The sequence below is a fragment of the Kribbella sp. NPDC058693 genome (assembly GCF_042715335.1).
Classification (GTDB): domain Bacteria; phylum Actinomycetota; class Actinomycetes; order Propionibacteriales; family Kribbellaceae; genus Kribbella; species Kribbella jiaozuonensis.
The window spans coordinates 653,501-679,265 of record NZ_JBHXSQ010000002.1; the positions used below are offsets into that span (position 1 = coordinate 653,501).

Consider the following 25,765-nt stretch of genomic DNA (forward strand, 5'->3'; position numbering starts at 1 on the left):
GGCCGGCGGCCCGGCTTGCGGTCCCGACTCGCCGGGTCGGAGGCTCGCTTCGTAGCCTCGTCTCCGCACCGGCCGCCGCTGTCGCCGGGGCGGCCGGTCCGATCCGGCTGGTCGGGCCGGCTCGTCGTCGATCCCTTGCTCTGTCATGTCCACGACACCTCCGCGTAGTTCACTTCTTCCCAGCGCACGAGCACGCCGACGCCGCGAAAGGCCGGCTGCCCGTTCACCAGTTGGATCCGTCCCGAGGCCGGATCGACGTCGACCGTGTCGGCCAGATAGAGGTCTTGATCGTGCGGGAAACCCGCGGCGTACGAGTTCGGGCCGTTCTCGGACGGAGCGAAGACGCCGGCCACCCAGCCGCCGTCGCCGCCGTTGGGGTCCTTGAGCTTGAGCCGCAGCCAGGCTCGTCCCTGGTGGGAGAAGACGTTGTCCCATGCGCGAGGAGCCGGCGCCGGGCCGGTCAGCAGGCGGGACCAGGTACGACGCTGCTTGGCCGCCCGGCCGACGAGGATTCCGGCCAGCGCGGGCAGTAGGGCGTATGTGGCCACCGCGGGCCAGAGCAACCACGGCATCGATCCACCGACCAGGCCGTCACCACGGACCTGCTGGTAGATCCACCACGTCAACGGTGCCAGGAGCAGGTGGAACAGTACGGACATGCCGAGGAATCTGAGCACCCGGTCGACCATGTCCAGCCCCCAGGAGCCGACCTGCTTCTCGAGTTCCCAGGTGTAGATGGCACCTGGTACCACGCCGAGCAGGGCGGCCAGCAACGCGTCGAGCGAGTCCATCGGCCCTCTCAAAGACCTGTGTGGGTGAAGGCGGCCCAGACCAGGGGGCTGCCGTGGTCTCTCTGGGCGGCCCAGTCCGGATCGGACTCGGCAGCGGTCGGCGGAGCGAACAGATCCGGGAAGAGCAGCTGTTTCTCGCCGTTGGTGCTGTCACGCAACCAGCGCGCCGCCAAAGTGAGTGCCGTAGGCAACGGATTTCCGTCGGTCAGCCAGAAGCGGTACGTGAGGGCCATCTGGGCCGCGGCCGGTCCGTCCTCGGCCGGCCAGGAGGTCGCGATCACCGCGGCGAAGCCGACCTGGTAGAAGCCGGTGGCCAGGCTGACCACCTCGTCGGGCAGGTGCTCGTCGATCCGCGCCGTGTCACAGGCCGACAGGACGGCGAGCCGGGCGCTGAACGGTGGTAACGAGAGCAGGTCCCGCACGCTCAGCACCTCATCGTCAGAGAGCACGAGGCCGCCGCTGAGCGGGTCGCTCAGGAACATCCCGGCGTGACACGCGAAATGACACACGTCGTACTGCGGGAGCGCGCGGAGGAGCTCAGCCCTCGATGCTTCGCTGCCTCTGATCTCGGTGATTCGTGGCGAACCCACGGTCGCGCTGACCAAAGCGATCTCGGTCGCGGTTGCTTCGAGTCTGTCGGCCGGATCGGCCGCTTGCAGTTCGTGGACCGCGAGCAGCTTGCGGATCGCTCCGTCTTCAGCGTCCGGCCGCCCGGCGACCAGCGTCAAGGCCCGGGCGCTCGGGGCGTAGACGGTGACGAGGTCGTCGGCGACGTAGCGGATGCCGGTGGCGGCCGCCGGGTCGGGCCGACCTGCGGCGTGCAGTGGCAGCAGCCCCGTCCGTCCAGTTGGGATCAGGACGGCTTTCGCGGCGGTCATCAGCTGTACAACAGGTGCCATTACCGAGTCCCACAACTGCAGGGACAGCTCTTCCATCAGGGCCTCGACGACGTCGAGGTCGTCCGTCTCTGCTGTTCCTTTGCGCAGCAGCTCGATGGCTTCGCGCTCGAACTCGGATGTGAGCGTGGGCAAGGGCACGATGTCCACCGATTCATCGGCTGCCGCTGGATGGACGATCAGCCCCAGACCTCCGCGGTCGGTTGCCGCCAGGTACACCAACGGACTGCCGCAGCGCGTCGCTGTCTGGGTCAGGTCGGCAAAGCGTGGCTGGGTCAGGAAATGCTCGAAGCCGGGGATGCCGCGGACGTCAAGGGTTGCCTGGCGGAGCTGATCCAGAGTGTTCCGATAGCCCTCGCGCTCCGCGGGTTGACCGCCCGCGGTCGCGAACAGCAAGGCGCGCTCGGCGGCCGCAACAGCGTCGGCCAATTCGCGGAAGCGGGTCGCTGTCGCGCGGTGCTCGCTCTGCTGTAGACGCGCGAGGTCCGGGTGCTCGCGCTGCAGGACCTCGGACAGCATCAAGGCCCGGCCGGTCTCCAGGACGACGGCAGCCGATGCCGGGTCGTTGGTCACCACATAGGCGTATGCCGCTCTGGCCGCCAAGCCTTCCGCCTGTCGCAGCGGCAGCGCCTTGTGATCGCGCTCGGTCTGGAGCGCCGAGATGTCATGCAGTTGCGCCACCGCCGCGCCGTAGGCCTCGGCCGCTTCCGAGAAGGCTCCGCGCCGCCAGGCGGACTCACCCCAGGAACGGGCGGCAAGGAAGACTGCGGCGCGGTCGGTTTGCTCGGCGGCAAGCACCTCGCGCGCGATGTCGATCGCCTCGCCCAGGTGGTCCGGACGTCGTGTCGACTCTGCGCGGGCGAAGAGCGCATCGGCGAGAGTGCCTTGGACTCCGGCGCGCAGTGGCGAGGAGTCCGGGACGACAGCGACGACTTCGCGGAATCCCGACACAGCCCGGTCGAACAGCGCCGGATCACCCGTGGTCCGGGCGGCCGCGAGTTCGCAGTACGACAGCCTTGACTGTGCTCCGATCCGGGACTGGCGGTCGAGCAGTCCGTCGGTGAGCGCGGAGTGCAGGGCCTTCGTCGCGGCCGGCAGGTCGGCCGATCTGGCAGCGGGATCGGCCAGGTGCCGTTCGAGCAGCAAGGCGCCCAGTTGGGCCAAGGCGACGCCGCGCCAGATCGCCGGGACCTCGCCGGTCAACGCCTCTTCGACCAGGTCGATGGCCCGGACGAGATCGGCCGAGCTGTCGAACGATGTGAGATCGATCCGCCGTGCGTGGTGACGCACGGATAGCGTGGCGGCCAGGTTCAGGATCAGCGGGACCCGGTGGATCGCCGCCTTGTCGGAGCTCGCGAGAGCGGCCTCTTGTTCCTCGACGGCCCGGTCGACATCGCTCTGCCGCGCATCGCCGAGATAGCCGTACAACGCCTCGGTGGCGCGGACGTCATGGTCGATGAACGACATCCGATTCGGTGCCGGGCTGCTTGCGGGATCAGGTTTGGCGGCGCGCTGGAGCTGCCTGATCCGGGCGAGATCCGCCGGGTCGCGATAATCCGTGAAACGAGCGGAGAGCGCCTGGGTCAAATATATTCGGGCAGTGCCCGGCAAATCGGGTGCGGAGGATTCAAAGCTTGCCGCGAGCAATGATTCGAGAATGTCGATCGCCCGGTCGAGTTCGGCGCGGTCGGGGCGCACCAGGTTATGCCGGGTCAGCAGGGTGACGGCGAGATTCACCCGCAGTACGGCGGACTCGCTCTCGGGCAACGACCGCACTGCCTCGGACAGGTTCACGATCGACTTGTCGAGCAGTGCGGGGTCACCTTCGTACTGGAACAGTTCGTACGAACCCTGGCCGAGTTGGCCGGTGAGGAACGCCCGGCCGGGATCACCGGCCGGTGTCCGGGCCAGGGCTGCACGCCACAGCGCGATGGCCTCCCGGGTGCTCTCCCCGGTCTGCCTCGCCGCCACCATCATGCCCAGATTGCCTTGCACAGTGGCGTATTCGGGATGGGCCGGCGGGAGCAGTCGCAGTACGGTCTGCAGGTGCCCGACGGCCGAGTCCAGGTCCCGCACGTCGCCTTCGCATCGATATCGCGAGTAGAGCGAGACGGCGAGATTGCCCAGCGCAGGGCAACGTTCGGACAAGGCGCTGCCGGCGCGGCGCAGCGCCTGGACGTCAGCAACTACCGCCGCGTCCGTTTCCGCGCACGGCACAAAACCGGTGCGCGCAGCACCAGTGACAAAGCCCCCCATGCCATACCCCCCCGGGTCCGGCTTGTACTCGCGACGTGCGATATGCCCCCGCCGCGACGAGGACTATACGCAGGTCTCCGGACTTGAGGGAACCGTCCAGTGATCAATATTTGGTCGCGTCGTGGTGTCAATATCTTCCCACCGCAAGTGGCGGTCGGGAGATGCTTGCCTCGCGCTGCTGACCGGATTCCTTTGCTGTGCTTTCGGCTGAGTGAAGTCTCGTGTCGAACTGCCGGTGCGCGGCGCGCTGAGGCCTGCTGGCATGCAACTCGACGCCGTGCCCTCGGCTGCTGTAGAGGTTCGTCGGCGCCCGCGCGGCGTACTGACGAGCGGAGCGGGACTATGCATTGGAGACCTGTGGCTCGGTCGCGACCGAGGCGTTCGCTGACGCGGCACGCCGTCGGATGCGATATCGGGGATCAAGATCGCAGACCTCTCCTTGAGTACGTCAAAGAACGGGCCGGCGCGCCTCCATCTATGCGCCCCGCGTACCATGTGGGCGGAGTCGTCCGAAACATTCCGACATGCGCTCTATTTCGACATATTTGTCATTATTGGGGTCCCGGGTTCGACTCCAATGAGGTGACGTTCTTCTCAGCTACGCAAGTGTTCGCTTGAAATCCAGAGACACCAGCGACCGGCAATCTGCTCTTGACTTGAGTTGAGCAAAAGCGGAATGTGGCATGCGGGGATTGGATACCGGCGTGGATGCCAAGACGCCCGATAGTTCTGCTGGGCAGGGTAGTGGCTCCGCGCAGCGGGGACGGGGAAACCAAGTAGCCACAATTGGCGTCGTCCTGTCTGTCGCCGGTACATTAGCAATTGGTTTGCTAAATGTTGTCGGTGCTGGTAGCGGCCTGGTGTTCAATCTGGTGACTGTCGCGTTGCTCGTGGGCGCGTTTGCGTCGTCGATACGGACGCTTTTGAAGGAGCAACTCCGTCGCGCGTCGAAGCGGACCCGGCGCCTGTACATCGGCGGGACTGCGGCATCCGTTGTAGCCCTCGTGGTGGTTGGAACACTGACCCGGACGGTCGCGCCGGTCGAACGACTGCCGGGACCGGGTGATGTTGCGATCGTCGGGCTGGCTGCGCCGACCAAGGGGGAACAGAGGGCGTACGACGATCTGGCGTCCAACCTGGCGCGGCGACTCGACTCGTCCGGCGAGCAGACGGCGCGCTCCTATCCGGATACCGACGACCTGCGGTGGCCGGATCCTGGAGATCCGTCGTCGCTGCGGCGGTTCGACAAGTGGGCAACCGAATTCGTCGGTCAGATGGGGGCCGAGATCCTGATTGCAGGTCAAGCCCGGCGCGAGCTATCGGGGCAGGTCACTCTGGCCCTGGCCATCTTTATCTCGCCGGTGCTGATCACCGACGCCTCCGAGCTGGCTGGTTGGTACGGACTCGACGAGGTGCGCTTCGATCGGGATCTCAGGTCGGCTTCGACCCAGGCCGATGTCCTCGATCGCGTCGCGGCTCAGGTCGGCGACGTCTCCGGTTTCATCACTGCTCTCGATGCCTGGCACTCAGGTCTGCTCGACAAGGCAGCCGCAGGCTTCTCCGCGTTGCTCGCGCACCTGTCGTCGAACAGTGGATCCGCCTTGCATGAACTGGCACTGCTGTTCAGCGGTCACGTTGACGAAGCGGTCGCCGTGCAGACGGCCGGTCCGAAGAAGAGTGCTGCATTGTTGGCCACCGCCCGAGCGCGGTATCTGGAGTTGCAACATTCCCCGACGCTGGGGGCACGTGCCAAGCTGAGTCTCGCCGGCAACGACTTCTACACCGCATCGCGTCAGGGATGCAGAGCGGGAGTTGTGGACCTCGACCGGCTGCGGCAAGCTGTCGGCACCCTCAATGAGCTGGTCCAGAAGCCTTCCTCGTCGGATCTGCTGCGACTGAAGGCACGCGTGAATCTCGTCCAAGTCGACCGGTGTAGTCAGCTTGCCGGCTCGGCTCCGTATCGGCCCGCAGACGAGGCTCGAGCGATCCTGCTGGCCGAGGCGGTGCCTGCCGCTGGACCGGAGCAGGAGTTGCGCAAGCAGATCAAGGCACTTGCCCTGTCCGATGAGGCTCTTCGGCTCAGAACTCTCTCCGTCAGCCAGGGAAGCCCTGAGTTGGTCGACGAAGCAATCGAGCAGCTGGATCAGGCCCTTGCGCTCGATTCTCGTTTCGAACGGCAAGCGCTCTGGCTCGGCCTCAAGAGTGCATGGCAGTTGGCCAGATGCCGGGTCGAGCAGGCCATTGAATCACAGGCGATGTCGCAATCCCAGCGACGCGAGTCGGTGCGCCTCGGACGGACTCCGCAGTCGGAATTGGAGCAATGGGAACGGGCCTTCGCGCGAGATCGATCCCTTGCTCAGAAGGAATGCAATCGTTCGACGGCGAGCACTCGTTAGGAGCGAAATGTTCAGGAGGAGTTCGGGAATCGGTCTGGTGGCCGTGTGGTGCTGCGTAGCCATGCTTTCGGGGGCGTGTCATGGAGATCGCCCGCGCGAGCAGTCGAATCCAGTTCTGACCGCAGGAACGTCACCGCCCGGCGCGAGCACCTCAGCTACTGCGACAGGTACGGCTCCGGGCGAGTCAGGCCCCGGCCAGGAGACGACCAAGTCATCTCGCACCACTGCGCCCCCGGCCACGCGCCCAACCACCGGCAGGACGACAGGCTCGGGCGGAGCCGAGGAACTGGCCCTTGCCGAGCAGATCGATCTCCTCGCGGCGGGCAACGGCGCGGCCAGCGATTGCGCCGCAGATCTCGAGCATCTGCCGGCATCGTTTGCCGAATCTCCGTCCATCTGGATCAGCCGGGCGTACCACTCGGAGATGCCGCTCGAGTACGGCGTCCACTCGGCCCTGTGCCTACACGGTTTCGACCCGGGCCGGGCGATTGATGTGCGGGTGCGGGCTGGCAGTGTGACAGTCAGTACGAGCGTCGTACCACTGTCCGGAGAGCCGAATCTCGATGCGTACATGGATCCCCGGACCCTGTTCAGCGATCGCGAGTTGCCGGTCTATCCCGCCGGGGTCGACCTCATGATCAGCGAGATGTGGATGTTCGTGACGATCCCGGAGGCGAGGGAACAGTTTGCGCGTGGCGAGAGGCTTTCGCTGACGGCTGTGCAGGCTGGCAAACGGGCAAAGAATCAGCAGGAGGTTGCGACACCAACGATGCCCGAGCGTGTTGGCATCGATGGACTCCCGGAGAGCCGGACACGTCTGCTTATTCTTGGATTCAAGCCGGGGCAACAAGTGCCTGTCGGTTTGTACCGAGCGAACGCGGACGAGTCGGCGCAGCTCGTCGCGCGCCTCGGATCGGTGCGGATGACAGCCGCACGAGCAGCCGAGTTCGAGGTCGGCCCAGGTGTCCTTGATGGTCGTGAATCAGGTGAGTACTGCGTGACTGTTCCGTTGGAAGAACAGTTCAATTGCCCAAGACTCCCGTGATGTCGTCGCTGGCGGACATCGGCAAGATGGTTGAGGAGCCGGCTGAGGCTCGTGTGACCGAGAATGTGCCTCAGGAGACGGCGAATTCGAGCCAGAGTGGGTAGTGGTCGGAGATGCGCCAGGACAGCCGGGTCTTGTCGAGATCGGTGAGTATGTGTGGCACGAAGTCGAAGTTGCCGGCTCGGTGGGTGTAGGTCAGGCCGTCGAGGAGAGATGGTAGCCCCGGTTTGGTGGGGTCGTTGAACCAGGCGACCTGGTCGTAGAAGTGATGGCTGTGGGGGTTGTCGAAGATGGTGCGCGGGACCATGTCGAGCTCGGACGGCGGCCAAAGCCCGGTCGAGACGAACGCTTCGAACAACGGGTTGCCGAGTCGATCCAGGTTGAAGTCACCGAGGACAAGGAGGTTGTGGTTCCAGTCCTTCGGGCGGTTGGCCCAGCTACGCATCCAGGTAGCGAAGGCGGTCACTTCGTCGATCCGGTCCCGCGGGCCATCGCCCCAGACGACGTGCACGGTGGTCAGGATGAAGTCGGTGTTGCCGCGGACGAATCCGGCAGCGTACGGCGTGCGGGCGAACTGCTTGATCGGACCATTCGCTCCAGCCGGTAGCACGATCTCGCCGACAAGGCCGGAAGGCTGGAGTCGTCTGCTGTCGTAGATGTAGGCAAGACGTTCGTCGCCACCGGGATCGCCCGCGGTGACGTCCGATGCGATGACATGGTAGTGCGGGCCGAGCAGCGAAAGGACAGCAATCAAGGCTGTCGTGTCGCGGCGCGTCTCCTGGACCGCGGTCACATCGAACCGGTCGATGACCGCGGCGATGCAGGCCAGGGCGTGCCAGTCGCGTCGAGGACTGTCTCCTTCGACCGAGTTCCATCGGGGGGCGAGGCCGCCGAAGGCACGGATGTTCCAGCTCCCGATCAGCAGGTTGTCGATCGTCTTCTCGGGGATCACCAGCTTCAGCGCTGCCTTGATGCGGTCGAGGTCGGCGGCGGCGTCGGCAGGGATCGCGCCGGGCGGCGTCACGATTGTCGTCATGACGCACCACCCGGACACTGGTACCAAGGCCGCAGGACGTCATGAATTGTCTCGGTCACTGTGATTCCCCCGCAGTACAGGACGTTTTGAACGCCCTGTGTCGGCGCTGCTGTCAGGTCGTGGATTCGCGCCCGAAATAGAATCCGAGGACGGTGCCGACGATAGCGACGACCGGCGAACCGATGCGCAACGCGACGTCCGCGCGACTGGCGAGATCGCCGTCGTCGATCAACCAGACGGTCAGAAAGGCCGCGACGATCGTCAAGGCAAAGGTGCCGAAGACCAGTACGGAGATGATGCGGCGCGATGATTCGCGCTCCGCCGCAGCATCGACGGGATCCCACTTTGTTGCCGCCATCTCAGATCCTTCCCATCTATACAGCCTGTTGACCTGGGAACGACACCGAACGACGTTCGCGGCCGCGGGTCACGAAGAACCGCCACCCGCCGCGTAAGCGATCGTCGACGTAGGCCTGGGTTGCGACGCATCGCTCGAAGGCTTCCTGCTCGGTGAGCTTCAGAGAGTCCTGGATCTCAGTCATCCGGTGCAGGGTTGTCACTGACACCCCGGCAAGGGGAACCGTGCGCGATGATTCTTGTGCGTCCCCCGGTTGGTCGGCGGATAGCCGTGGCGTGGTAGATGCCTGCTTGGTCGGAGTGAGCACTTGAAGGATGTCCGAGGTGCTGCGCAGCCTCCCGAGCAATTTGATCAGATCCAACTGGGTGCTCTCGAGAGCTTCTCGAAAGGACGCCGGCCGCTGACCTGGTGGCCCGTCGATCTCAGGTCCTGCGAGGCTCGAGCCGACGGTCTGGAGAATCCCGTCGAGATCTTCGAGAGCGTCCTGGAGATTTCGATTCGCACGTCCGAGGAGGCTTGCGGCGGAAACGGAGATTACCTCGTCTACCATGATCGCTCATTCCGTCGTCAGGCGAGGGCCGGACGAGATGCACCAGCAGTCGGTCGATAACGCCTTCGGACACGAAGGACGCATCGGACAGCATCGCCGGCCACCGGCAATGCCAACGCACAACAGAACCTCGCGATGAATTATCGCGAACCCAACCCCCTAATGCGCAGTATGCGAAGGAGAATTGCTGATGTCAACGGCAGGAGATCGGCGGCACCAGTAATTCAAGCATTTCGATCATGTCTGGATCGGATCGTTCCTCGGGGACGTCATGAATCCGGGACATGTCGTACACAAGCAGCGCTCCGGAGCCAGGCGGTCAAACGTTTGAGGGTTCTCGCGGCGAAGCGTCGGGCATGGCGTCGGGGTGTGTGAGCGTGCCAGAGTGGAGCAGGGCGTCTTGGACGCTTTGGGGGCAGGGGGCGTGCAATGGATGGGTCACGGCTGTCGCTGCTTGGCCGCTTCTCGTGCGAGCGGCACGGCAGACCGCTCGAAACGCCGTTCGGCATGCAGCGATTGCTTGCGTTCCTGGGGTTACGCGGACCGTCGCACAGGTGCTTGATCGCGGGTTCCTTGTGGCCTGAGGTTCCTGAACAGCAGGCGTTGGCCAGTCTGCGCACGGCCGTTTGGCGGACGAAACGTTTGGCGCCTGGGCTGCTGAGGGTGGAAGGCGACGGGATGCATCTGTCGTCGACCACCTGGGTGGACAGCGCTGCTCTGGAGCAAGCCGTCGGTGTGGTGCTTGACTCGAAGCCGGTCGACGAGTCAGTTGCGGGGATCCTCTGTCAGCCAGAGCTTCTTTCCGGCTGGTACGACGATTGGGTGGTCTTCGAGCGCGAGCGACTCAATCAGTTGCGGCTGCATGCGCTCGAGGTCGCTGCGCAGCGGTTCATCGAGAAGCAACGGCTTGATCTGGCGTTGCGTCTCGCCTTGGAAGCCGTCCGAACCGAGCCACTGCGTGAAACTGCGAACGCGGTCCTGATGTCGGTCTATCTCGCCGAGGGCAATGTCTCGGACGCGATACATCAATACGGGATGTTCCGCGCACTACTCCGACGCGAGCTCGACCTCGAACCGTCATCGCGGTTGGCGAAGCTGCTGCCCGAGCGCAAGAGGACTTTGACGCCGACGTGACGGCTGGGTGGTGGACTTGGTCACCGGCTGCTCGACGAGGTGCTCGGGCCGGTGACGCGGGCGTGACGGGCCGCGGAGTTGGCTCGGGGATTCAGCATGTAGTGCACCGCGTTCGCGGACTGGATCCTTCGACACTCCGCTGAAAGGAGACGGCATGCTCGGCGCCGCGGCGGAGTTCAGCCGGGAAGGCGTGACGTCAGCTGACTCGGAGCCACCGACGCCGCTTGCTGGATTCCTCGCCTTCCGTCGCCTCGACCTCTTGCTGTCCTGTGCTGTGACCGCGGCGCGTCAGCGGTACGGACCGGGCGCCGCCTCCGACGACTACCGTGGTCTGTATCTCACGGCTGAGCAGGTGGAGATGTCCTTGGCCCGTCCGCCGGGCGAGCCGTTCGTCGGGATGGTCGGCCTCACCGATGCCGACGCGCCGTCGTGGCTCGATGTGGCCAGGGACTGCCCTCGCTGGGGCTGGGTCCGGGACACGTACGGACTGACGGACCTCGAGCTCGATGTCGTGTTGCTCGCCCTGGGACCGGACGTCGATCTGCGGTACGAGCGGTTGTACGGCTACCTCCAGGACGACGTGTCGGCGCGCCGTCCGACCGTCAATCTTGCGCTCGATCTGCTGACGGTCTCGCCGCAGCAGCGGATCGCTGCACTCGGGCTGTTCGGTCCCGAGGCACCGCTGATCGCGAACGGGCTGCTCGGGATCAGCGCCGACGAGCGGTCCGCGGAGGGTCCGCTGATCGCGCAGCGGATCGCCGTGGACCCGCAGATCGTGTCGGCCTTGATCGGGCAGGACGGCCTCGACCCGCGACTGGCGTCGTTCTGCCGCACGGTGCCGGCGATGCCCGAGCTGGGCCCGTCGGATGCCGAGCAGCTGGTCACACCGCTTGCCGCTCTGGTGGCTGGGACGCTGAATCGGCGCCCACTGCGGCTGTCCTTCAGCGGACCGCCGGGCAGCGGTCGCCTGGGGACAGCGAAGCTCGTCGCGACGCGACTCGGGCTTCCGTTGCTCGTCGTCGATCTGCAGGCGTTGGTCAGCGAATCCGCCGAGGTGCCTGATCGGCTTCGGCTGGTCTTTCGCGAGGCGGCGATGCGCGGCTCACTGGTGTATCTCGAGAACGTCGACATGCTGCAGGCAGAGACTGCACAGCTGGCTGCAGCCCTGGCACTCTTTCAGGGAACGGTCGTGTTGGCGACGAGAGACCGCTGGGTACCGACAGCGGCGGACGCTCCGCTCGGGGTGCTCGACGTACCGTTCCGGCTGCCCGGGGCAGCTCGCCGCAGGCGCCTGTGGGGTGACGCCCTGCGTGCTGCCGGAGTACGTGCACATGACTGTGACGTGGCCGCGGTCGCACAGCGCTTCCGTCTGTCGGCCGGGCAGATCGAAGACGCAGCCCTTACCGCCGCGACCGGCGCTGTCCTGCGGGCGTGCGGGCACGGCCCCCGCGCTGCCGGCGATGAAACCTGGCTTGGCGCGCCGGATCTGTATGCCGCAGGGCGGCGAGCAGGCGGCCGGGCCCTGGAGTCGTTCGCCCGGCGGATCGTGCCCACACGTGCCTGGGCCGACCTCGTTCTGCCCGACCAGGCCATCGGTCAGTTGCGTGAGTTGGCCGCCAGGATCGAGTACCGCGACGAGGTGATGGAGAACTGGGGATTCGACGCGAAGCTGGCCACCGGCAAAGGCAACGCCGCCTTGTTCGCCGGACCGCCTGGAACCGGCAAGACCCTGGCCGCCGAGGTGATCGCCGCCGAGCTCGGTCTCGACCTCTTTACGATCGATCTGTCCAGCGTGGTGAGTAAGTACATCGGGGAGACGGAGAAGAATCTCGAGCGGGTGTTCACCGCCGCTGCCGATACCGACGCCATCCTCTTCTTCGACGAGGCGGACGCGCTGTTCGGGAAGCGTTCGGAGGTCCGGGACTCCCACGACCGCTACGCCAACATGGAGATCGCCTATCTGCTGCAGCGGATGGAGCGCTATGACGGACTCGCCATCCTCGCGACGAACCTGAGGCACCACTTGGACGAGGCGTTCGTCCGGCGGTTGCAGGTGGTCGTGGAGTTCCCCTTCCCGGACGTCCCCGAGCGCCGTCGTATCTGGCAGGCGTGCCTGCCGCCGGGGGCGCCGCTGGCGGCGGACCTGGACATCGACCTGCTGGCACGGCACCGGCTGTCCGGCGGCAACATCAAGAACATCGTGCTCGCCGCCGCGTTCCTCGCGGCCGCCCAGGGTACGCCGATCGGCATGGACCAACTGCTCGCGGCGACGCGGCGCGAGCACGAAAAGATAGGCAAGGTCGCAACCGGTCCCTCCCCCTGACCGAAACACATCGACGCGCACGCGATCGGTCGAGGATGCACGAGCTGAGGGGGTGGGGGAGATGTTCGACGATCTCGACGCCAGCCTGGCCGCGATGCTGGACGACCCGGCAGCTCCGGCGCCGGTACGTAGCGCGGACGTGAGTTTCGCCGTGCCGGACAAGAGCTTCGCTCCGGCCCAGGCGACGCTCAATCTCTTCCTGTATGAAGTGGAGGAGAACCGCGCGCTGCGTGACGACACACCCGTGACGGAACGCGTTGCCCAGGGGTATCTGACTCGACGGCCTGCTGTCAGGGTCGATTGCACCTACCTCGTCACGGCATGGTCCACGAAGAGCGGTGGGCTGCAGTCCGCCGAGGAGCACCAGATTCTCGGCCTGACGCTGCAGTGGCTCTGCAGGTTCCCGGTGCTGGACGCCGGCCATCTTCACGGGCTTCTGCAGTCCCCGCCTCAGCCGTACCCCGTCACGATCAATGTTGCCCAGCGGCGTGAGGGGCAGTCCATCAGCGAGTTCTGGTCGGCTCTGGGGATCGCACCGCGGCCTGCGTTGTCCCTGACCGTGACGCTGGCAACGGTCCCGTTCCCGGAGACCCGCACCGACCCGCAGGTCACTTCCGTGCAGCTGCGTGGCGGGCTGGTCGGGGACCCTGTGCTGCGCGGCCGAGTGCTGACCAGTGCACTAGACGCAGTCCCGGCAGCCACCGTCCAGCTGATGGAGGCCGGACGGAGCACCGGTGTCGATGCGCTGGGCGGCTTCAGTTTCACCGACGTCCCTTACGGCGCCTACACCCTCACCGTCCAGACAGCCGGTAACCCCGACACCACAAGGCACGTCGACTACGCGGCCGGCGCGCAGGTACACGACGTCATCCTGACCGGGCCCTGACCCGGCATCGCCGAGGAGAGAAAGCATGGTCGACTACGAGACCAAGGCGCCAGGCGTCTACATCGAGGAGGAACCGGCCGCCGGGCCGATCACAGGTGTCGGAACAAGTACCGCCGTACTGATCGGCACAGCGGTCGGCAGCGTGCCGGCCGCGAACCTCGGTATACCCGTGCCGATCACCAGCTGGACCGGGTACGTCGACCAGTTCGGTGGTTTCAAGACCGGGCAGCCGCTGCCGTACGCGGTCCGCGGATTCTTCGACAACGGCGGTACGACGGCCTACATCGTCCCGGTCAAGGACATCAAGGACTCCGCCGGGATGACGGCGGCGCTCGACAGTCTGACCAGGGTGCGGGATGCGAGCCTCGTGTGCGCACCGGGCGCAGTCGACTCCGGCATCCAGGGCGCGATCCTCGCGCACTGCGAGGCGATGGCCAACCGCTTCGCGATCCTCGACGGCGCCAACGACACTGCCCCGCTCAAGGCAGGAGGGCCACTGCAGACCCAGCGCGGTGCCTTGCTGTCCCAGGGCGGTTGGGGTGGCCTGTACTGGCCTTGGATCGTGGTCGACGATCCGGCGCCGACACCGTCGACCACGACGCTCGTGCCGCCGTCGGGCCACGTGGCGGGAATCATGGCCCGTTGCGACGCCACCGTCGGTGTCCACAAGGCACCGGCGAACCAGGTGGTTCGAGGCGCCCGCGACGTCTCGTACCTGTTGAACGACACCGAACAGGGTGCGCTGAACCACGCGAACATCAACGCCGTCAGGGTGTTCCCCGGCCGGCCCCCACTGCTCTGGGGCGCGCGCACCCTCACAGACGGGACGGCCTGGCGGTACGTGAACGTGCGGCGGCTGGTTGCCTTCCTGGAGGCGTCTCTGCTGGACGGGTTGCGCTGGGCAGTCTTCGAACCCAACACCACCGGTCTGTGGAAGAGCCTCGATCTGACCGTGACCGAGTTCCTGACGCGTGTGTGGCAGTCCGGCGCGTTGTTCGGCCGGACGGCGAAGGAAGCCTTCTACGTGCGGATCGATGAGGAACTCAACCCCGCGGCGCTGCGTGCCGCCGGACAGGTGGTCATCGAGATCGGGGTGGCTCCGACCCGGCCGGCCGAGTTCGTCGTCATCCGGATCGGGCTCTGGGACGACGGTTCCCGGTCCACCGAAAACTAGCGGGACCGGAGGAGATGGCGATGGCACAGACAGGACAGCTCGTAGACCCGTACCGGAACTTCAACTTCCTGGTGCAGATCGACGGGATCACGCAGGCCGGCTTCAGCGAGTGCAGCGGTCTGTCGTCGACGACGGAGGTCGTCGAGTACCGCGAGGGCGGCGACAACACGACGGTGCACAAGTTGCCCGGCAAGACGGCGTACGGCGACATTACGCTCAAGTGGGGGATCACCGACAACCTCGACCTGTGGAACTGGCGGCAGCAGATCATCGACGGTCAGGTGGTGCGTAAGCACGGCACGCTGATCCTCTTCGACTTCGACGCGAGCACCGAGCGGGCCCGGTGGAACTTCATCCGCGCCTGGCCGACGAAGTGCGAGCTGCCGTCGTTCTCGGCCAAGGGCAACGAGGTCGCGATCGAGACGCTGACGCTCGCGCACGAAGGGCTGACGCGAGCGTGACGGCCCTCGTCACCGAGGTCGAGTTCGAGCTGCCGAAAGGGTACGTCGACGCGACCGGCACCGTGCACCGGACGGGTGTGATGCGCCTGGCGACCGCCGCGGACGAGATCTACCCGCTCAAGGACCCCCGGGTTCGCAACTGGCCGGCGTACCTCATCGTCCTGGTCCTTTCCCGGGTGGTGACCAAGCTGGGCAGCCTGCCGGAGGTGCACGCCGGCGTGGTCGAAGGGCTGTTCTCCGAGGATCTGGCGTATCTGCAGGACCTCTACAACCGGCTTAACGGGCTCACTTCGACCCAGATGGCAGTGACCTGCCCGCAGTGCGGCGCCGAGCACGTCGTCGAGGTGGTGCCGTTGGGGGGATGACCGGCTACCCCGTGGACCGGGTTCACCACGAGGTCGCCTTCCTCGGACGTCACGTCCACTGGACCCTCGAGGAGCTGCTCGGCCTCGACCACGCGCAGCGGCTGCGCTGGGTCGGTGAGGTCAGCGCGCAGCTGGCGGGCGAGGGCTGAGCCGGATCGCGGAGCGACGCCGGAGCCGAAACGGAGAGGAGGATCGCAATGGACGACGGATCGCCCGAGGAGGAGCGACGTACGTCCGATGCGTCGCCGCGGCCGACGCTCGGTCGGCAACTGGATGCCCAGGCTCGCGCGCGGATCGCCGGCTACGTGCCCGGCCTGGCCTGGGCGAGGCCGTTCGCTGTCCTCGCGAGGCGGGTCGAACAGCTCGCCGAGCTGTCGGGCGAGCGGTTCGAGCGCGTCGAGCAACGCCCGCACACGGACATCGCCGCGCGCGACCGGTGGTCTTCGGTCGGCGCGACGCAGCAGCCTGCCGGCCGGGTGGCCCGTCCAGTTGAGCGCGCTCCGGAGTACGGCGAGGGGCGGCAGGAGGAGAGCGAAGTACGCGAAGTCCCGTCCTCGGTGCGGTCTCGGTTGCGAGGACTCGTAGGCCCGGCCGCTGACGCCATGGAGGTACACGTCGGCCCCGACGCCGACGCGGTCGCGCGTGCGGCTGACGCGGACGCCGTGACGATCGGCCGCGATGTCCATGTCCGCCAGGACCGGTATGCGCCACAACGGGAGGACGGTATCGCGCTCCTCACGCACGAGGCCACCCACGTAGCTGCCCTGCTTGACCCCGGCAGCGGCTGGAGGCGCGCCGTCGGCACAGATGCCGAGGAGCGACTGGCCCGGGACCATGAACGTCACGTCCTCGGCGGTTCGGCGGACGAGCCGACTCGCCCGGGTTCTGGACGTGCGCGTCGCGATGACGCCAGACGCACGGACTCAGGAACGCAGCCGGCCGGCGGTGCCTACCGGGCGGGCGCTGCCACTGGTACCGCGCCAGTGAGCATCGCAGCAGCAGGGCCGGGCGCACCGAGGCAATCAGCCGCCATGCCGGGGGCGGCCGTGCACGCCACGGCACCGCAAGCCGCACGTGCGGCGACCGATCGAGACCTGGACGGGCCGCCGGCCGTCGATCTCGAATCGTTGCGCCGGGGCGTGGTGGCGGACGTGATGCGTCAGATCATGAGCGAGTACGAGCGAGGTGGCTGACGTGAGCGAGCCGAACATTCTCACCGGCCGGCTGGCCGCAGTCGCCTCGCCGACCCGCGCCCTGGCCAAGGCGACGATCATCAACACCTTCACGCACGAGACCCATTCGGTGATGTACAACCCCGAGGAAGTGAAGCTCGAGCAGGGCAACACCTTCGCAGAGGTGGGCATCCCGGGCCTGAGCACCCCACCCGTGCAGTACGTCCGGGGCAAGGCCAGGATCCTGTCGATGGAGCTGTTCTTCGACACGTACGAGACGGGCGAGGACGTCCGTACCTTCACCGCCCCCGTCGTCCAGCTGCTCGACAAGGATCCGAACGAGCAGGCGCCACCGATTCTGCTGTTCTCGTTGGGACGGTTGCAGTTCCAGTGCGTCCTGGTGGACGCCGGCCAGCGCTACACGATGTTCCTGCCCGACGGTACGCCGGTGCGTAGCAGCCTGTCCGTCCGCTTCCAGGAGTACGTGCGCCTCGAGGTCGACATCCATCAGGGCGTGTTCTTCGGCTCGCCGACCGTGTCAGCGGCTGCGAACGCCGTGGGCGCGATGACCGGCGTCACCACCGCGCTGCACGTCATGAGCGTCAGCGACACCCTCGCCGGTCTGGCGGCGGCCTATCTCGGAGATCCCGCGTTGTGGCGCGAGATCGCCCGCGCGAACAAGATCGACGATCCGCTCGGCGTACCGCCGGGAACGACGCTGATGATCCCGCCCCGGGGACGCGCGGCCGGTACCGGCACCGAGAGGCGGGTGCCATGACCCAGCCGTTCTACGCACCACGCTTCGAGATCGTGCTGTCCGGCGTGACCCTGGCCTCGGACCTCACCGAGCAGATCGTCAGCCTGACCGTCGAAACCGACCTGGACATGGCAGGTACCTTCTCGCTCGTACTGCGGAACCCGGACAACACGCTGCTCGACTCCGCCCTCCTGGACATCGGCAAGACGGTCGAGATCCACCTCGGGTACGGCAACGACCTGCAGCCGGCCTTCCTCGGTGAGGTGACCTCGGTCGCGCCGAGCTTCCCGCAGGACGGCCCGCCCACGATCCAGGTGACCGGCTACGACAAGTCGCACAAGCTCCGGCGCAATCAGCCGAAACCGACGACGTACGGCATCACCAGTCCCAGCGTCATCGCGGCCCGGATCGCCGTCGAGAACGGCCTCATTCCGTTGGTCGACCCCACGCCGCCGCTACTCGAACCCCTCTCGCAGACCGACAGTGACTTCACCCTGCTGAAGTCGCTTGCCAAGCGGCACTACTTCGACGTCTACGTGGAATGGGACAGACTGCACTTCCAGTTCCCCCGGCCCCAGCTGGCCGCCGAGGTTCTCCAGTGGGGCAAGAACCTGTCCAGCTTCACCGCCCGCATCTCCGGCGCGGGCGTGGCCGGCCTACAGGTGATCCGCGGATACAACCAGGAACTGGCGCAGAGCATCTACGCCGCTGCACTCGCGACGGACCTCAACACCGACAACCTCCTCGAACGGCTGGGCAGCTCGGCCATGGACCTGGTCACCTCCCTGGTTCGTGAGGGGATCCGGGACCACACCATCGCGAGCTCGTTCAGTGCAGTGGAGATCGCGCGGTCGGTGCTCGCCGACCTGCTGGAGGGGATGTACGAGGGAAACGGGTCGTGCGTCGGATTGCCGGACCTGACTGCCGGCAAGTACGTCGAGATCCAGGGTGTCGGCAAGCGGTTCTCCGGCACCTACCGGGCGCGCAAGGTCACGCACACGATCGACTCGGGAGGATTCCGCACCAGCTTCTCGATCTCCCAGCGCGGCCAGTCGAGTCTGCTCGGCCTGCTGCGGAAGAGGGCCGTCGACGTGCCCGGGCCAGAGCACGCCGAGAAGTTCTACGGCGTCATGGTTGCCGAGGTCATCGACAACAAGGAGCTGACGGCCATCCCGCCCGTGACGCCCCTGGGCCGGGTGAGGTTGCGGCTGACCGAGTTGTCGGACGAGACGGAGACAGGATGGGCGCCCTGCGTCCAGCCCGGCGCCGGCTCCGGCAGCGGGCACTACTGGCTGCCTGCCTCCGGTGATCAGGTGCTCGTCGCCTTCAAGGGCGGCGACCTCTCGCAGCCCTACGTCCTCGGCGGCCTGTGGAACGCGAAGCAGTTGCCGCCGGAGCGGAATCCCAGCAAGCGCGTCATCAAGACTCCTGCCGGACACACCGTCACCTTCGACGATTCGGACCAGTCGCGGTCGGTGACGATCCAGGACACCCAGGGCAGCAAGGTGGTGCTGAACTCGCAGACCGGCGCTGTCACGATCGCGTCGGCGGGCAGCCTCACGATCAGTGCCAAAGGCAACATCTCGATCTCCGGCGATGGCAACCTGACCTTGTCGGCCAAGCAGGAGCTCCATCTCGAAGCCGCCGCCGGCTCGACAAAGATCGCGATGACGGCGGCCTCGGTGGATGTCACGTGAGCGCGCGGACGAGGGGGCGGCGATGAACGAGGCGGTGTACGGGCGCGGGCTCAGCCATCCCTTCCGGCTGGGCGTGGCCGGACTCAGCGAGTCCGCCGGATCGCCCAAGGTCGAGGAGTCGATCCGGATCATCCTCGGCACGTACTACGGGGAACGGGTCATGCGGCCCACGTTCGGCTGCAACCTGAGCACGCTCGCCTTCGCACCGAACAACGCCGCCACCGCCGGTCTCGCGCGCTACTACGTCGCGGAGGGGCTGGCCCGGTGGGAGCCGCGGATCGAGGTGATCGACGTCGTCGTCGAGAACGACAACCGCGCGGCCCAACTGCTCATCACGATCACCTATCGGCTGCGTACCAACCAGGACGTGCACAACCTCGTCTACCCCTTCTACCTGGAGCCGACATCATGACGTTCGACGCTCAGCGTGGACGTATCGAGCCGCCGGACCTCGACGACCGGACCTGGCAGGACCTCGTCGACCAGATGCGGGCACTGATCCCGAAGTACGCGCCGACCTGGACCGACCACAACCCGAGCGACCTCGGTATCACGCTCATCGAGCTCTTCGCCTGGCTGACCGAAAGCGTCCTGTACCGGCTGAACCAGGTGCCCGAGAAGAACTACGTTGCCTTCCTCAACCTTCTTGGGATCACCCGCGACCCGCCGACACCGGCTCACACGTATCTCACGTTCACCAGCGATGCCGTACCGGTGGACATCGCGGCCGGAGCTCAGGCTGAGACCGCGGCGACCGAGGGCCGGCCCGGCATCGTCTTCGAGACCGACGAGCCGGTACGGGTCGTGCCCGTGCAACTCGACACCGCCCTGCAGGTCGGTCCCTTCGACAACGGGGCCGCAACAGCGACCTACGGCGATGTGACCACGGCGCTGATCGGGTCGCCGGCGGCCAAGACGCTCGTCACACTCCCGGCAGGCAAGACCGTACAGCTCTGCTTCGGCTTGGACGCGAAGCCCGCAGAGGCCGCCAGGCTGGGCATTCGGCTGTATCGGCCGCTGCCGCCAGGGGTGGCCGTCACGTGGGTGTACTCGACGGCGGCCGTGGAGCCGATCGCTTGGACGCAGACCACCGCCGCCGAGCTCACGGACGGAACCCTGTTCCTGCCGCCCGGCGGCGGTCCGGCGCAGGCACTGGGTCAGGACGGGACCGTGGTCCTGACACCACCCTCGAGCTGGTCGGCGCAGCGCGCCGCGCCGGCATCTGACGGTACGCCGACGCCGTCCTGGAGTGCGGTGAGCGCCGCGACTCCTGCGGATGCCAACACCGGCCCGCGTTTCTGGCTGGGACTTCGCCTTGTCAACAGCGGCACAGCCCAGTCCGCCGTCGGCATCGACCGAGTCCTGTTCAACGCCGCCCACGCCTCCACCGCATTGACTCTCCGGGTGCCCGAGGACCTCGGCGTGAGTGCCGGTACGCCGTTCCAGACCTTCCCACTGCGCTACCGGCCGCTGTACCGGGCGCCGGATCCGCGCGCGCCGTACGGGCATCTCGTCGTGGAGGTCGGCGCGGGTACGCCGCCGGTGTGGCAAGCCTGGAACGCCGTCGAGGACCTCGCGGCGGGTCCGGGTGAGGCGTACCGGGTTGATCCCGTTGTCGGTGAGGTCTCGTTCGGCAACTACGATCCGCAGACGCGGCAGGGGAGTGGCTCCATCCCTGCGGCGGGCAACCGGATCCGGGCCACCTACCGCTACGTCGCTTCCGGTGGAGCCGGGAACGTCGCGGCCGGCCAAGTGGTACAGCCGGGGACGACGCTGGCCGGCGAGAAGCTGTCCGCGGTGAGGTCGGTGACGAACCTGGCTCCGGCCGCCGACGGCTCCGACGAGGAAGCCGTTGCCGACACGCTGCGCCGGGCGCCACGCGAGCTGAAGACCCGCGACCGAGCTGTGACGGCGGAGGATTACGCGATACTCGCCGGGGAGCCCAACAAGAGCGTCAGCATCGCGGCATGCCTGCTGCCACGGATGCAGCTGCTCGACCAGTTGCCGGCCTGGAAGGCCGGTGATCCGTGGACGTTCGCCGGGGTGGTGCGCGCGCCGGGGAACGTCACTGTCGTCATCGTTCCCGACCAGGGCGAATCGGTCCCGAGGCCGACTCCGACTCCGGAGCTCGTCGACCAGGTGCGTGATTACCTCGACCAGCGCCGCGACATCGGCGTCCAGCTGCAGGTCACCGGTCCGCGGTACCTGCCGATCATCGTGCAGGCTCAGGTCGTCATCTGGAAGGAAGCGGCGGCCGCGGGGGCGAAGACGGACGACGTCAGGGCCGACACCCTCGACCGCATTGCCGCCTTCCTGCATCCGACCCGCGGCGGTCCCGACGGCACCGGGTGGCGGGTCGGTCAGAACGTGTACACCTCCGACCTCTTCCAGGCGATCATGCCGGCCCGGGACCTCGGCTACATCTCGGCGCTGCAGGTGAAGCCGGACACTCCGGCGTACCACTATCCGCCACTGAACCCGACCGGGACGGACGGCAACTACAACCCGACGTTGGAGCGGCCGTTTGCGCTGTCCGGGTTCGGGGCCTCGGTCCGCCTCGCCGACTACGAGCTGGTCTGCGCTGCTACGGGCAAGCACGACGTTCAGCCCCAGATTTCGGACAGCTGAGCGCGGCGCGAGGAGACGACATGGAGCAGAGCTCTTACCTTCGTTACCTGCCGCCGGTGCTGTGGCGGGACGCGGACCCGCCGGACGGCATCAGCCTGGGCGAGTGGCTGCGCATCGTCGAGAAGGTGCTCACCGGGATCGACGACGACGTCCGGCTCGATCACGGAGACCATGTTCACGAGGCCGTGGCCGAGGTGGTCGCCGGCACCGACCGCCTGTTCGATGCCTGGAAGACGCCGGAGAAGTTCTTGCCGTACCTCGCCTCGTGGGTTGGCCTGGACCTGCCGACCCTGCGCGGCGAGCCGCTGTGGGACGAGTACCAGCGCAGACGGGTCACGGCCTCGATCGCCGCCGTCTATCGCCGCCGGGGGCTCAAGGGCGGATTGCTGGACCATCTGGCTCTGCACACGCTGGGACCGGCCAGGCCCCGAGTGGCCATCGATGACGGGAGCCGAGTGCTCGTCACCAGGCCACGACCGGACCTGCTCGCGCCGGTCAGCGTGATGGTCAGCCAGGGCCCTGTACTGCGTGGTTCGACCGTCGTGACCGAAGGACTGGTACGTCCGTGGTGCATCGCCCGCGGCAGCGCGGGAGACTTGTTCGTGGGCGACGTCGGTCTGCCGACGGCGGTTCCGTTGCCACTGAGGCCCCGGGTGTGGCGGCTCACTCCGTCCGGCGACTACACGTACGCCGGTGCCCCGCCGAAGCCGCGGCCTGTCGCCCCGGACACCCAGTTCCGGCAGGTGATCGGTGTCGCGGTGAGACCGCCACGCGGCGGGCAGCCGGAGACGCTCCACATCCTCGACGCGCGTGGAACACTCACCGCCGTTGCCGCGCCGTACGACGCTCCCACCGCGACACCGGTCACCGCGCTGGCTGTCGGCAACAATCTGTTCGCACCGGTGGCAATGGCGGTCGACGTCAACGGCGACCTGCTCGTGCTCGACCGTGGGGACGGCCCTGGCACACCCAACCCACCGAAGATCGTCACCGTCACGCCGAGCCCGCTGTCTGTCACCCGACATGCGCTGACGACAGTGCTTGAACCGCTGTCTCTGCTGGTCCGTCCCGACGCGACACTGGTGATCGGGGACGGGCGCGAGCAGGAGGGTCTCGGCCCCGGACTGCTCAACGGCAACCTTGTCGTCGTCGACCGGACGAACGCTGCGGCCTGGACGGAGTCACTGCTGCTGCCGACGGCCAATCCTCTGGTCGCGCCCACCGCGGTGACCCAGACCCGGGGCGGCGCTCTGCATGTCCTGGATGTCGGGATCAAGCCGTTCCGGCAGCTCGACCAGGACGCGTTCGTCCGGGCGGTGTGCGACAGCGCGGCTGTCTATCAGGTAGATCCAGAGGCAGCGACGCCGCAAGCGGTGCGGGTCAGCGTGGCAGGGCACATGGTCTTCCCGACCGGGATGGTTGCCGCTGACGACCGGCTCGTCATCTGCGACCCCGGCCAGCCGGAGGCGCCCGGGGTCACCCCGATCTGGCCGCGGCTGCGCCCGTACCGGTTCGACGTCGTCGTCCACTTTCTTGAGAGTGGGCTGCCGATCGACCAGGACGAGCGGGCCGCGACCGAGAGCCAGGTACTGGCGATCGTCAGCAGTGTCGTCGAGGACAACCGTCCCGCTCACACCGAATGGGGCCGGATCACCGCGAACTGAGGACCTCGGCCAAGCAGGCACAGCACTTCGGACGGAAAGGAACCAGCATGAGACTGCGTCGAACGTATTACGGGGTACTCGACACGGGACCCGTCCGCGGCGGCAGTACCCAACGCGGTGAGAGTCTGACCGACGTCGACGGATACCTGCTGCCGATGGAGCGGACCACGCTCGGTGCGCTGTTCGAGCCAGGCGTCGCGGACGGACTGCAGGTGAGTGCGGTGCAGGGGCAGCCCGGGCTGACGATCGCGCCGGGAGTGGCCGTCGACGGTCTGGGCCGGGTCGCCGCCCTCGTCGTCGACGGCACTGCCGTCATCGACCAGACTCTGCCGGCCGATCAACAGACGAACGTGCCCATGGTGGACGTCCCCGTTGACGGGGTCGCGGTTCCGACAGACGGCAGCAGCGGCGAGTTTGTGCTTTCGATAGTCCCCCGTGAGGTCTGGGTGACCGCGAACCTGGGGCAGGTACCCGAGATCGACCACGCGCCGTGGCTCCACTTGGAGCCCGTCGCCGCGTGGACCGAGAACGAGCACAGTGTCGCGCTCGCGACGGTAATGCTGGACGCGAACGGCGCGGTCACCGCGCTGGTTGCCGATCGCCGTCGTCTCGCGCTCGCGGTCACCGACACTGTGACCCGTCACCCGACCTCCTCCCGCGGAGCGGCGGCGCTGATCGTGGGCCAGGCCACCGGGAGTCGCCCGAGGTCGCGCGCCGACGGCGGGCTCGAGCTGGAGCGGACCGCCCGCGACGGCACGGTCACCGCCGGCCTCACCGTGGACGGACCGAGCGGTGCGGTCCTCGTGGCGGACGACCTGAACGTCGCGGGCAACCTCGCCGTGGGCGGTGCGGAACTGCAGCTCGCCAACCGTGCCGGCGGGTCTACTCATACGTTCGGCACCTTCGTGGATGCGGACGGCCGATGGCGCTTCACGGACGTCGAACGCGCTGTCGACCGCCTGGTCATCGAGCCGTCCGGGGACGTGGCGATAGGGCTCGGTTCCGCCTCACCGTCACGTACTCTGCACGTCGAGGGATCCGAGGTGCACAGCGGCGGGGCGGGCGGAGGGTTCTCGTTCGCGGACCGCCAGGTCGGCGCCTTTGTCGAAAGCCCGGCCGCGGGACAGCGCTGGGTCTGGTACGCCGCGGGTGGCACCGCCAGATTGTGGTCGGGGACCGACCAGCTCACCGTCGGAGCGCCCGGTGAAGGTGGTGGCCTCGATGTCGCGCGCCGGATGCGGGTACGTCAAGGAAGTAGCGCCTCGGCGGGGATCTGGCTGCACCAGAACGGATCCGGGGACGCCGGTTTCGTGGGAATGGCCGACGACGGACATGCCGGGTTCTGGGGCCGTGGCGCAGGCTTTGCTCTCGTCATGGATGTAGCGAACGGCCGGGTCTCGGCCACGGGGCCACTCGACGTCGGTGCCGGCGGCCGCGCCGACCTGCGTGTGACAGGCGACGTGTACGTCGGCGCGGGCGGCAACGGCGTACTGACCGCCCGGCACGTCAACGGCAAGGCGGTGGGCAGCGACGGCGCGGACGACCTCTTCCTCAACTGGTCGACGGGCCGCAGTGTCCATGTCGGCGGGGCTGCAGCGGCAACCTTCGCGGTGCACGGCGACGGTGTGGTCGACGGGAATCTACGCACCAGGGGCGCGCCGGGAAAGCCGGACTGGTCCGGCGGCGGAGTTACGACCTTCGACATGTTCGCGACTGGTGGCGTCTACGTAGGCGATGACGTCGCCAATCCCCGGTGTGCCTTCTACAGCGACGGTACGAAGCATTTCGTCATCGACCACCCGCTCGACCAGGAGAACCGGTCGCTGCACCACGTCTGTATCGAGGGTCCGGAGGCGGCGGTCTTCTACCGCGGATCCGGTCGGCTCGTCGACGGCCGGGCCGAGGTGGTTCTTCCGGAGTACTTCGAGGCGCTGGTCCGCCCCGAAGAGCGCACAGTCATGCTCACGGCCGTCTGCGACGACGATGAGCAGGTCGCCGTCCTGGCCGCCTCACCGGTGCGCCGCGGCAGGTTCACGGTGCGGGCGGCGGACGGGCGCAATCCCTCTCAGCGCTTCTGCTGGGAGGTCAAGGCTGTGCGGGCGGACGTCGAACCGCTGGCCGTCGAGACCGAGAAGTCCGGCCGCACGCTGGTCGGCTGAGAGAACCGGAGCGGAGC

Annotated in this window: 21 protein-coding genes; 16 read left to right on the forward strand and 5 right to left on the reverse strand. The window is 67.3% G+C overall.

Annotated elements, in window-relative coordinates; genetic code table 11:
- Positions 1-143: 143 nt before the first annotated feature.
- Positions 144-791 (reverse strand): DUF6338 family protein, encoded by a 648-nt coding sequence (locus ACFWUU_RS12745; RefSeq protein ID WP_380175267.1) that lies wholly within the window; start codon positions 789-791, stop codon positions 144-146.
- 8 nt (positions 792-799) lie between these two features.
- Entirely contained in the window at positions 800-3,763 is a 2,964-nt protein-coding gene (locus ACFWUU_RS12750; RefSeq protein ID WP_380175269.1) for a CHAT domain-containing protein, read from the reverse strand.
- Between the two features lie 1,040 nt (positions 3,764-4,803).
- Here ACFWUU_RS12750 and ACFWUU_RS12755 point away from each other — a divergent pair.
- Complete coding sequence (locus ACFWUU_RS12755; RefSeq protein ID WP_380175271.1) at positions 4,804-6,339, forward strand: hypothetical protein; 1,536 nt, start codon at positions 4,804-4,806, stop codon at positions 6,337-6,339.
- Positions 6,340-6,346: 7 nt separating this feature from the next.
- On the forward strand, positions 6,347-7,384 hold the full coding sequence (locus ACFWUU_RS12760; protein ID WP_380175273.1) for a hypothetical protein: 1,038 nt from the start codon (positions 6,347-6,349) through the stop codon (positions 7,382-7,384).
- Positions 7,385-7,454: 70 nt separating this feature from the next.
- Here the strand turns inward: ACFWUU_RS12760 and ACFWUU_RS12765 are convergent, their stop codons facing one another.
- From ACFWUU_RS12765 to ACFWUU_RS12775, 3 genes are all read right to left on the reverse strand, one after another.
- Entirely contained in the window at positions 7,455-8,420 is a 966-nt protein-coding gene (locus ACFWUU_RS12765) for an endonuclease/exonuclease/phosphatase family protein (RefSeq protein WP_380175275.1), read from the reverse strand.
- A 112-nt stretch (positions 8,421-8,532) separates the two neighbouring features.
- Positions 8,533-8,778: a hypothetical protein gene (locus ACFWUU_RS12770; RefSeq protein ID WP_380175277.1), complete on the reverse strand. Its 246-nt coding sequence runs from the start codon at positions 8,776-8,778 to the stop codon at positions 8,533-8,535.
- A gap of 16 nt (positions 8,779-8,794) precedes the next feature.
- Complete coding sequence (locus ACFWUU_RS12775; RefSeq protein ID WP_380175279.1) at positions 8,795-9,328, reverse strand: hypothetical protein; 534 nt, start codon at positions 9,326-9,328, stop codon at positions 8,795-8,797.
- 429 nt (positions 9,329-9,757) lie between these two features.
- Here ACFWUU_RS12775 and ACFWUU_RS12780 point away from each other — a divergent pair, with 429 nt between their 5' ends.
- The 14 genes from ACFWUU_RS12780 to ACFWUU_RS12845 all read left to right on the forward strand — a co-directional run bounded on the left by ACFWUU_RS12780 (position 9,758) and on the right by ACFWUU_RS12845 (position 25,748).
- Positions 9,758-10,462: a BTAD domain-containing putative transcriptional regulator gene (locus ACFWUU_RS12780; protein WP_380175281.1), complete on the forward strand. Its 705-nt coding sequence runs from the start codon at positions 9,758-9,760 to the stop codon at positions 10,460-10,462.
- Between the two features lie 154 nt (positions 10,463-10,616).
- On the forward strand, positions 10,617-12,785 hold the full coding sequence (locus tag ACFWUU_RS12785) for an AAA family ATPase (RefSeq protein WP_380175283.1): 2,169 nt from the start codon (positions 10,617-10,619) through the stop codon (positions 12,783-12,785).
- A gap of 61 nt (positions 12,786-12,846) precedes the next feature.
- On the forward strand, positions 12,847-13,671 hold the full coding sequence (locus ACFWUU_RS12790; protein WP_380175285.1) for a Pvc16 family protein: 825 nt from the start codon (positions 12,847-12,849) through the stop codon (positions 13,669-13,671).
- A gap of 25 nt (positions 13,672-13,696) precedes the next feature.
- On the forward strand, positions 13,697-14,845 hold the full coding sequence (locus ACFWUU_RS12795; RefSeq protein ID WP_380175287.1) for a phage tail sheath family protein: 1,149 nt from the start codon (positions 13,697-13,699) through the stop codon (positions 14,843-14,845).
- Positions 14,846-14,865: 20 nt separating this feature from the next.
- Positions 14,866-15,306 carry a phage tail protein gene (locus tag ACFWUU_RS12800; protein WP_380175289.1) on the forward strand — a complete coding sequence of 147 codons (441 nt, stop codon included), beginning with the start codon at positions 14,866-14,868 and terminating at the stop codon, positions 15,304-15,306.
- A complete protein-coding gene (locus ACFWUU_RS12805) occupies positions 15,303-15,671 on the forward strand; it encodes a hypothetical protein (RefSeq protein WP_380175291.1) in 369 nt (122 codons plus the stop codon). Before ACFWUU_RS12800 ends, ACFWUU_RS12805 begins: the two co-directional genes overlap by 4 nt.
- A complete protein-coding gene (locus ACFWUU_RS12810; protein WP_380175292.1) occupies positions 15,668-15,820 on the forward strand; it encodes a DUF6760 family protein in 153 nt (50 codons plus the stop codon). Before ACFWUU_RS12805 ends, ACFWUU_RS12810 begins: the two co-directional genes overlap by 4 nt.
- 48 nt (positions 15,821-15,868) lie before the next feature.
- Entirely contained in the window at positions 15,869-16,864 is a 996-nt protein-coding gene (locus ACFWUU_RS12815) for a DUF4157 domain-containing protein (protein WP_380175294.1), read from the forward strand.
- Between the two features lies 1 nt (position 16,865).
- On the forward strand, positions 16,866-17,621 hold the full coding sequence (locus ACFWUU_RS12820; RefSeq protein WP_380175296.1) for a hypothetical protein: 756 nt from the start codon (positions 16,866-16,868) through the stop codon (positions 17,619-17,621).
- Positions 17,618-19,297, forward strand: a complete 1,680-nt coding sequence (locus tag ACFWUU_RS12825; RefSeq protein WP_380175298.1) for a phage baseplate assembly protein V — start codon at positions 17,618-17,620, stop codon at positions 19,295-19,297. Before ACFWUU_RS12820 ends, ACFWUU_RS12825 begins: the two co-directional genes overlap by 4 nt.
- Before the next feature lie 22 nt (positions 19,298-19,319).
- Positions 19,320-19,709 carry a GPW/gp25 family protein gene (locus tag ACFWUU_RS12830; RefSeq protein WP_380175300.1) on the forward strand — a complete coding sequence of 130 codons (390 nt, stop codon included), beginning with the start codon at positions 19,320-19,322 and terminating at the stop codon, positions 19,707-19,709.
- Positions 19,706-21,925: a putative baseplate assembly protein gene (locus ACFWUU_RS12835; protein ID WP_380175302.1), complete on the forward strand. Its 2,220-nt coding sequence runs from the start codon at positions 19,706-19,708 to the stop codon at positions 21,923-21,925. The genes ACFWUU_RS12830 and ACFWUU_RS12835 overlap by 4 nt, the downstream gene beginning before the upstream one ends.
- Before the next feature lie 20 nt (positions 21,926-21,945).
- Positions 21,946-23,589 (forward strand): phage tail protein, encoded by a 1,644-nt coding sequence (locus ACFWUU_RS12840; protein ID WP_380175303.1) that lies wholly within the window; start codon positions 21,946-21,948, stop codon positions 23,587-23,589.
- Between the two features lie 47 nt (positions 23,590-23,636).
- Complete coding sequence (locus ACFWUU_RS12845) at positions 23,637-25,748, forward strand: hypothetical protein (RefSeq protein WP_380175305.1); 2,112 nt, start codon at positions 23,637-23,639, stop codon at positions 25,746-25,748.
- Positions 25,749-25,765 lie beyond the last annotated feature (17 nt).

What these genes read in the sequence shown, in the direction of transcription:
- ACFWUU_RS12835 (WP_380175302.1), top strand. Translation starts at nt 19,706, where the DNA reads ATGACGTTCGACGCTCAGCGTGGACGTATCGAGCCGCCGGACCTCGAC.
- ACFWUU_RS12780 (WP_380175281.1), top strand. Translation starts at nt 9,758, where the DNA reads ATGGATGGGTCACGGCTGTCGCTGCTTGGCCGCTTCTCGTGCGAGCGG.
- ACFWUU_RS12800 (WP_380175289.1), top strand. Translation starts at nt 14,866, where the DNA reads ATGGCACAGACAGGACAGCTCGTAGACCCGTACCGGAACTTCAACTTC.
- ACFWUU_RS12790 (WP_380175285.1), top strand. Translation starts at nt 12,847, where the DNA reads ATGTTCGACGATCTCGACGCCAGCCTGGCCGCGATGCTGGACGACCCG.
- ACFWUU_RS12785 (WP_380175283.1), top strand. Translation starts at nt 10,617, where the DNA reads ATGCTCGGCGCCGCGGCGGAGTTCAGCCGGGAAGGCGTGACGTCAGCT.
- ACFWUU_RS12840 (WP_380175303.1), top strand. Translation starts at nt 21,946, where the DNA reads ATGGAGCAGAGCTCTTACCTTCGTTACCTGCCGCCGGTGCTGTGGCGG.
- ACFWUU_RS12745 (WP_380175267.1), bottom strand. Translation starts at nt 791, where the DNA reads ATGGACTCGCTCGACGCGTTGCTGGCCGCCCTGCTCGGCGTGGTACCA.
- ACFWUU_RS12795 (WP_380175287.1), top strand. Translation starts at nt 13,697, where the DNA reads ATGGTCGACTACGAGACCAAGGCGCCAGGCGTCTACATCGAGGAGGAA.
- ACFWUU_RS12830 (WP_380175300.1), top strand. Translation starts at nt 19,320, where the DNA reads ATGAACGAGGCGGTGTACGGGCGCGGGCTCAGCCATCCCTTCCGGCTG.
- ACFWUU_RS12810 (WP_380175292.1), top strand. Translation starts at nt 15,668, where the DNA reads ATGACCGGCTACCCCGTGGACCGGGTTCACCACGAGGTCGCCTTCCTC.
- ACFWUU_RS12760 (WP_380175273.1), top strand. Translation starts at nt 6,347, where the DNA reads ATGTTCAGGAGGAGTTCGGGAATCGGTCTGGTGGCCGTGTGGTGCTGC.
- ACFWUU_RS12825 (WP_380175298.1), top strand. Translation starts at nt 17,618, where the DNA reads ATGACCCAGCCGTTCTACGCACCACGCTTCGAGATCGTGCTGTCCGGC.
- ACFWUU_RS12815 (WP_380175294.1), top strand. Translation starts at nt 15,869, where the DNA reads ATGGACGACGGATCGCCCGAGGAGGAGCGACGTACGTCCGATGCGTCG.
- ACFWUU_RS12770 (WP_380175277.1), bottom strand. Translation starts at nt 8,778, where the DNA reads ATGGCGGCAACAAAGTGGGATCCCGTCGATGCTGCGGCGGAGCGCGAA.
- ACFWUU_RS12765 (WP_380175275.1), bottom strand. Translation starts at nt 8,420, where the DNA reads ATGACGACAATCGTGACGCCGCCCGGCGCGATCCCTGCCGACGCCGCC.
- ACFWUU_RS12775 (WP_380175279.1), bottom strand. Translation starts at nt 9,328, where the DNA reads ATGGTAGACGAGGTAATCTCCGTTTCCGCCGCAAGCCTCCTCGGACGT.
- ACFWUU_RS12845 (WP_380175305.1), top strand. Translation starts at nt 23,637, where the DNA reads ATGAGACTGCGTCGAACGTATTACGGGGTACTCGACACGGGACCCGTC.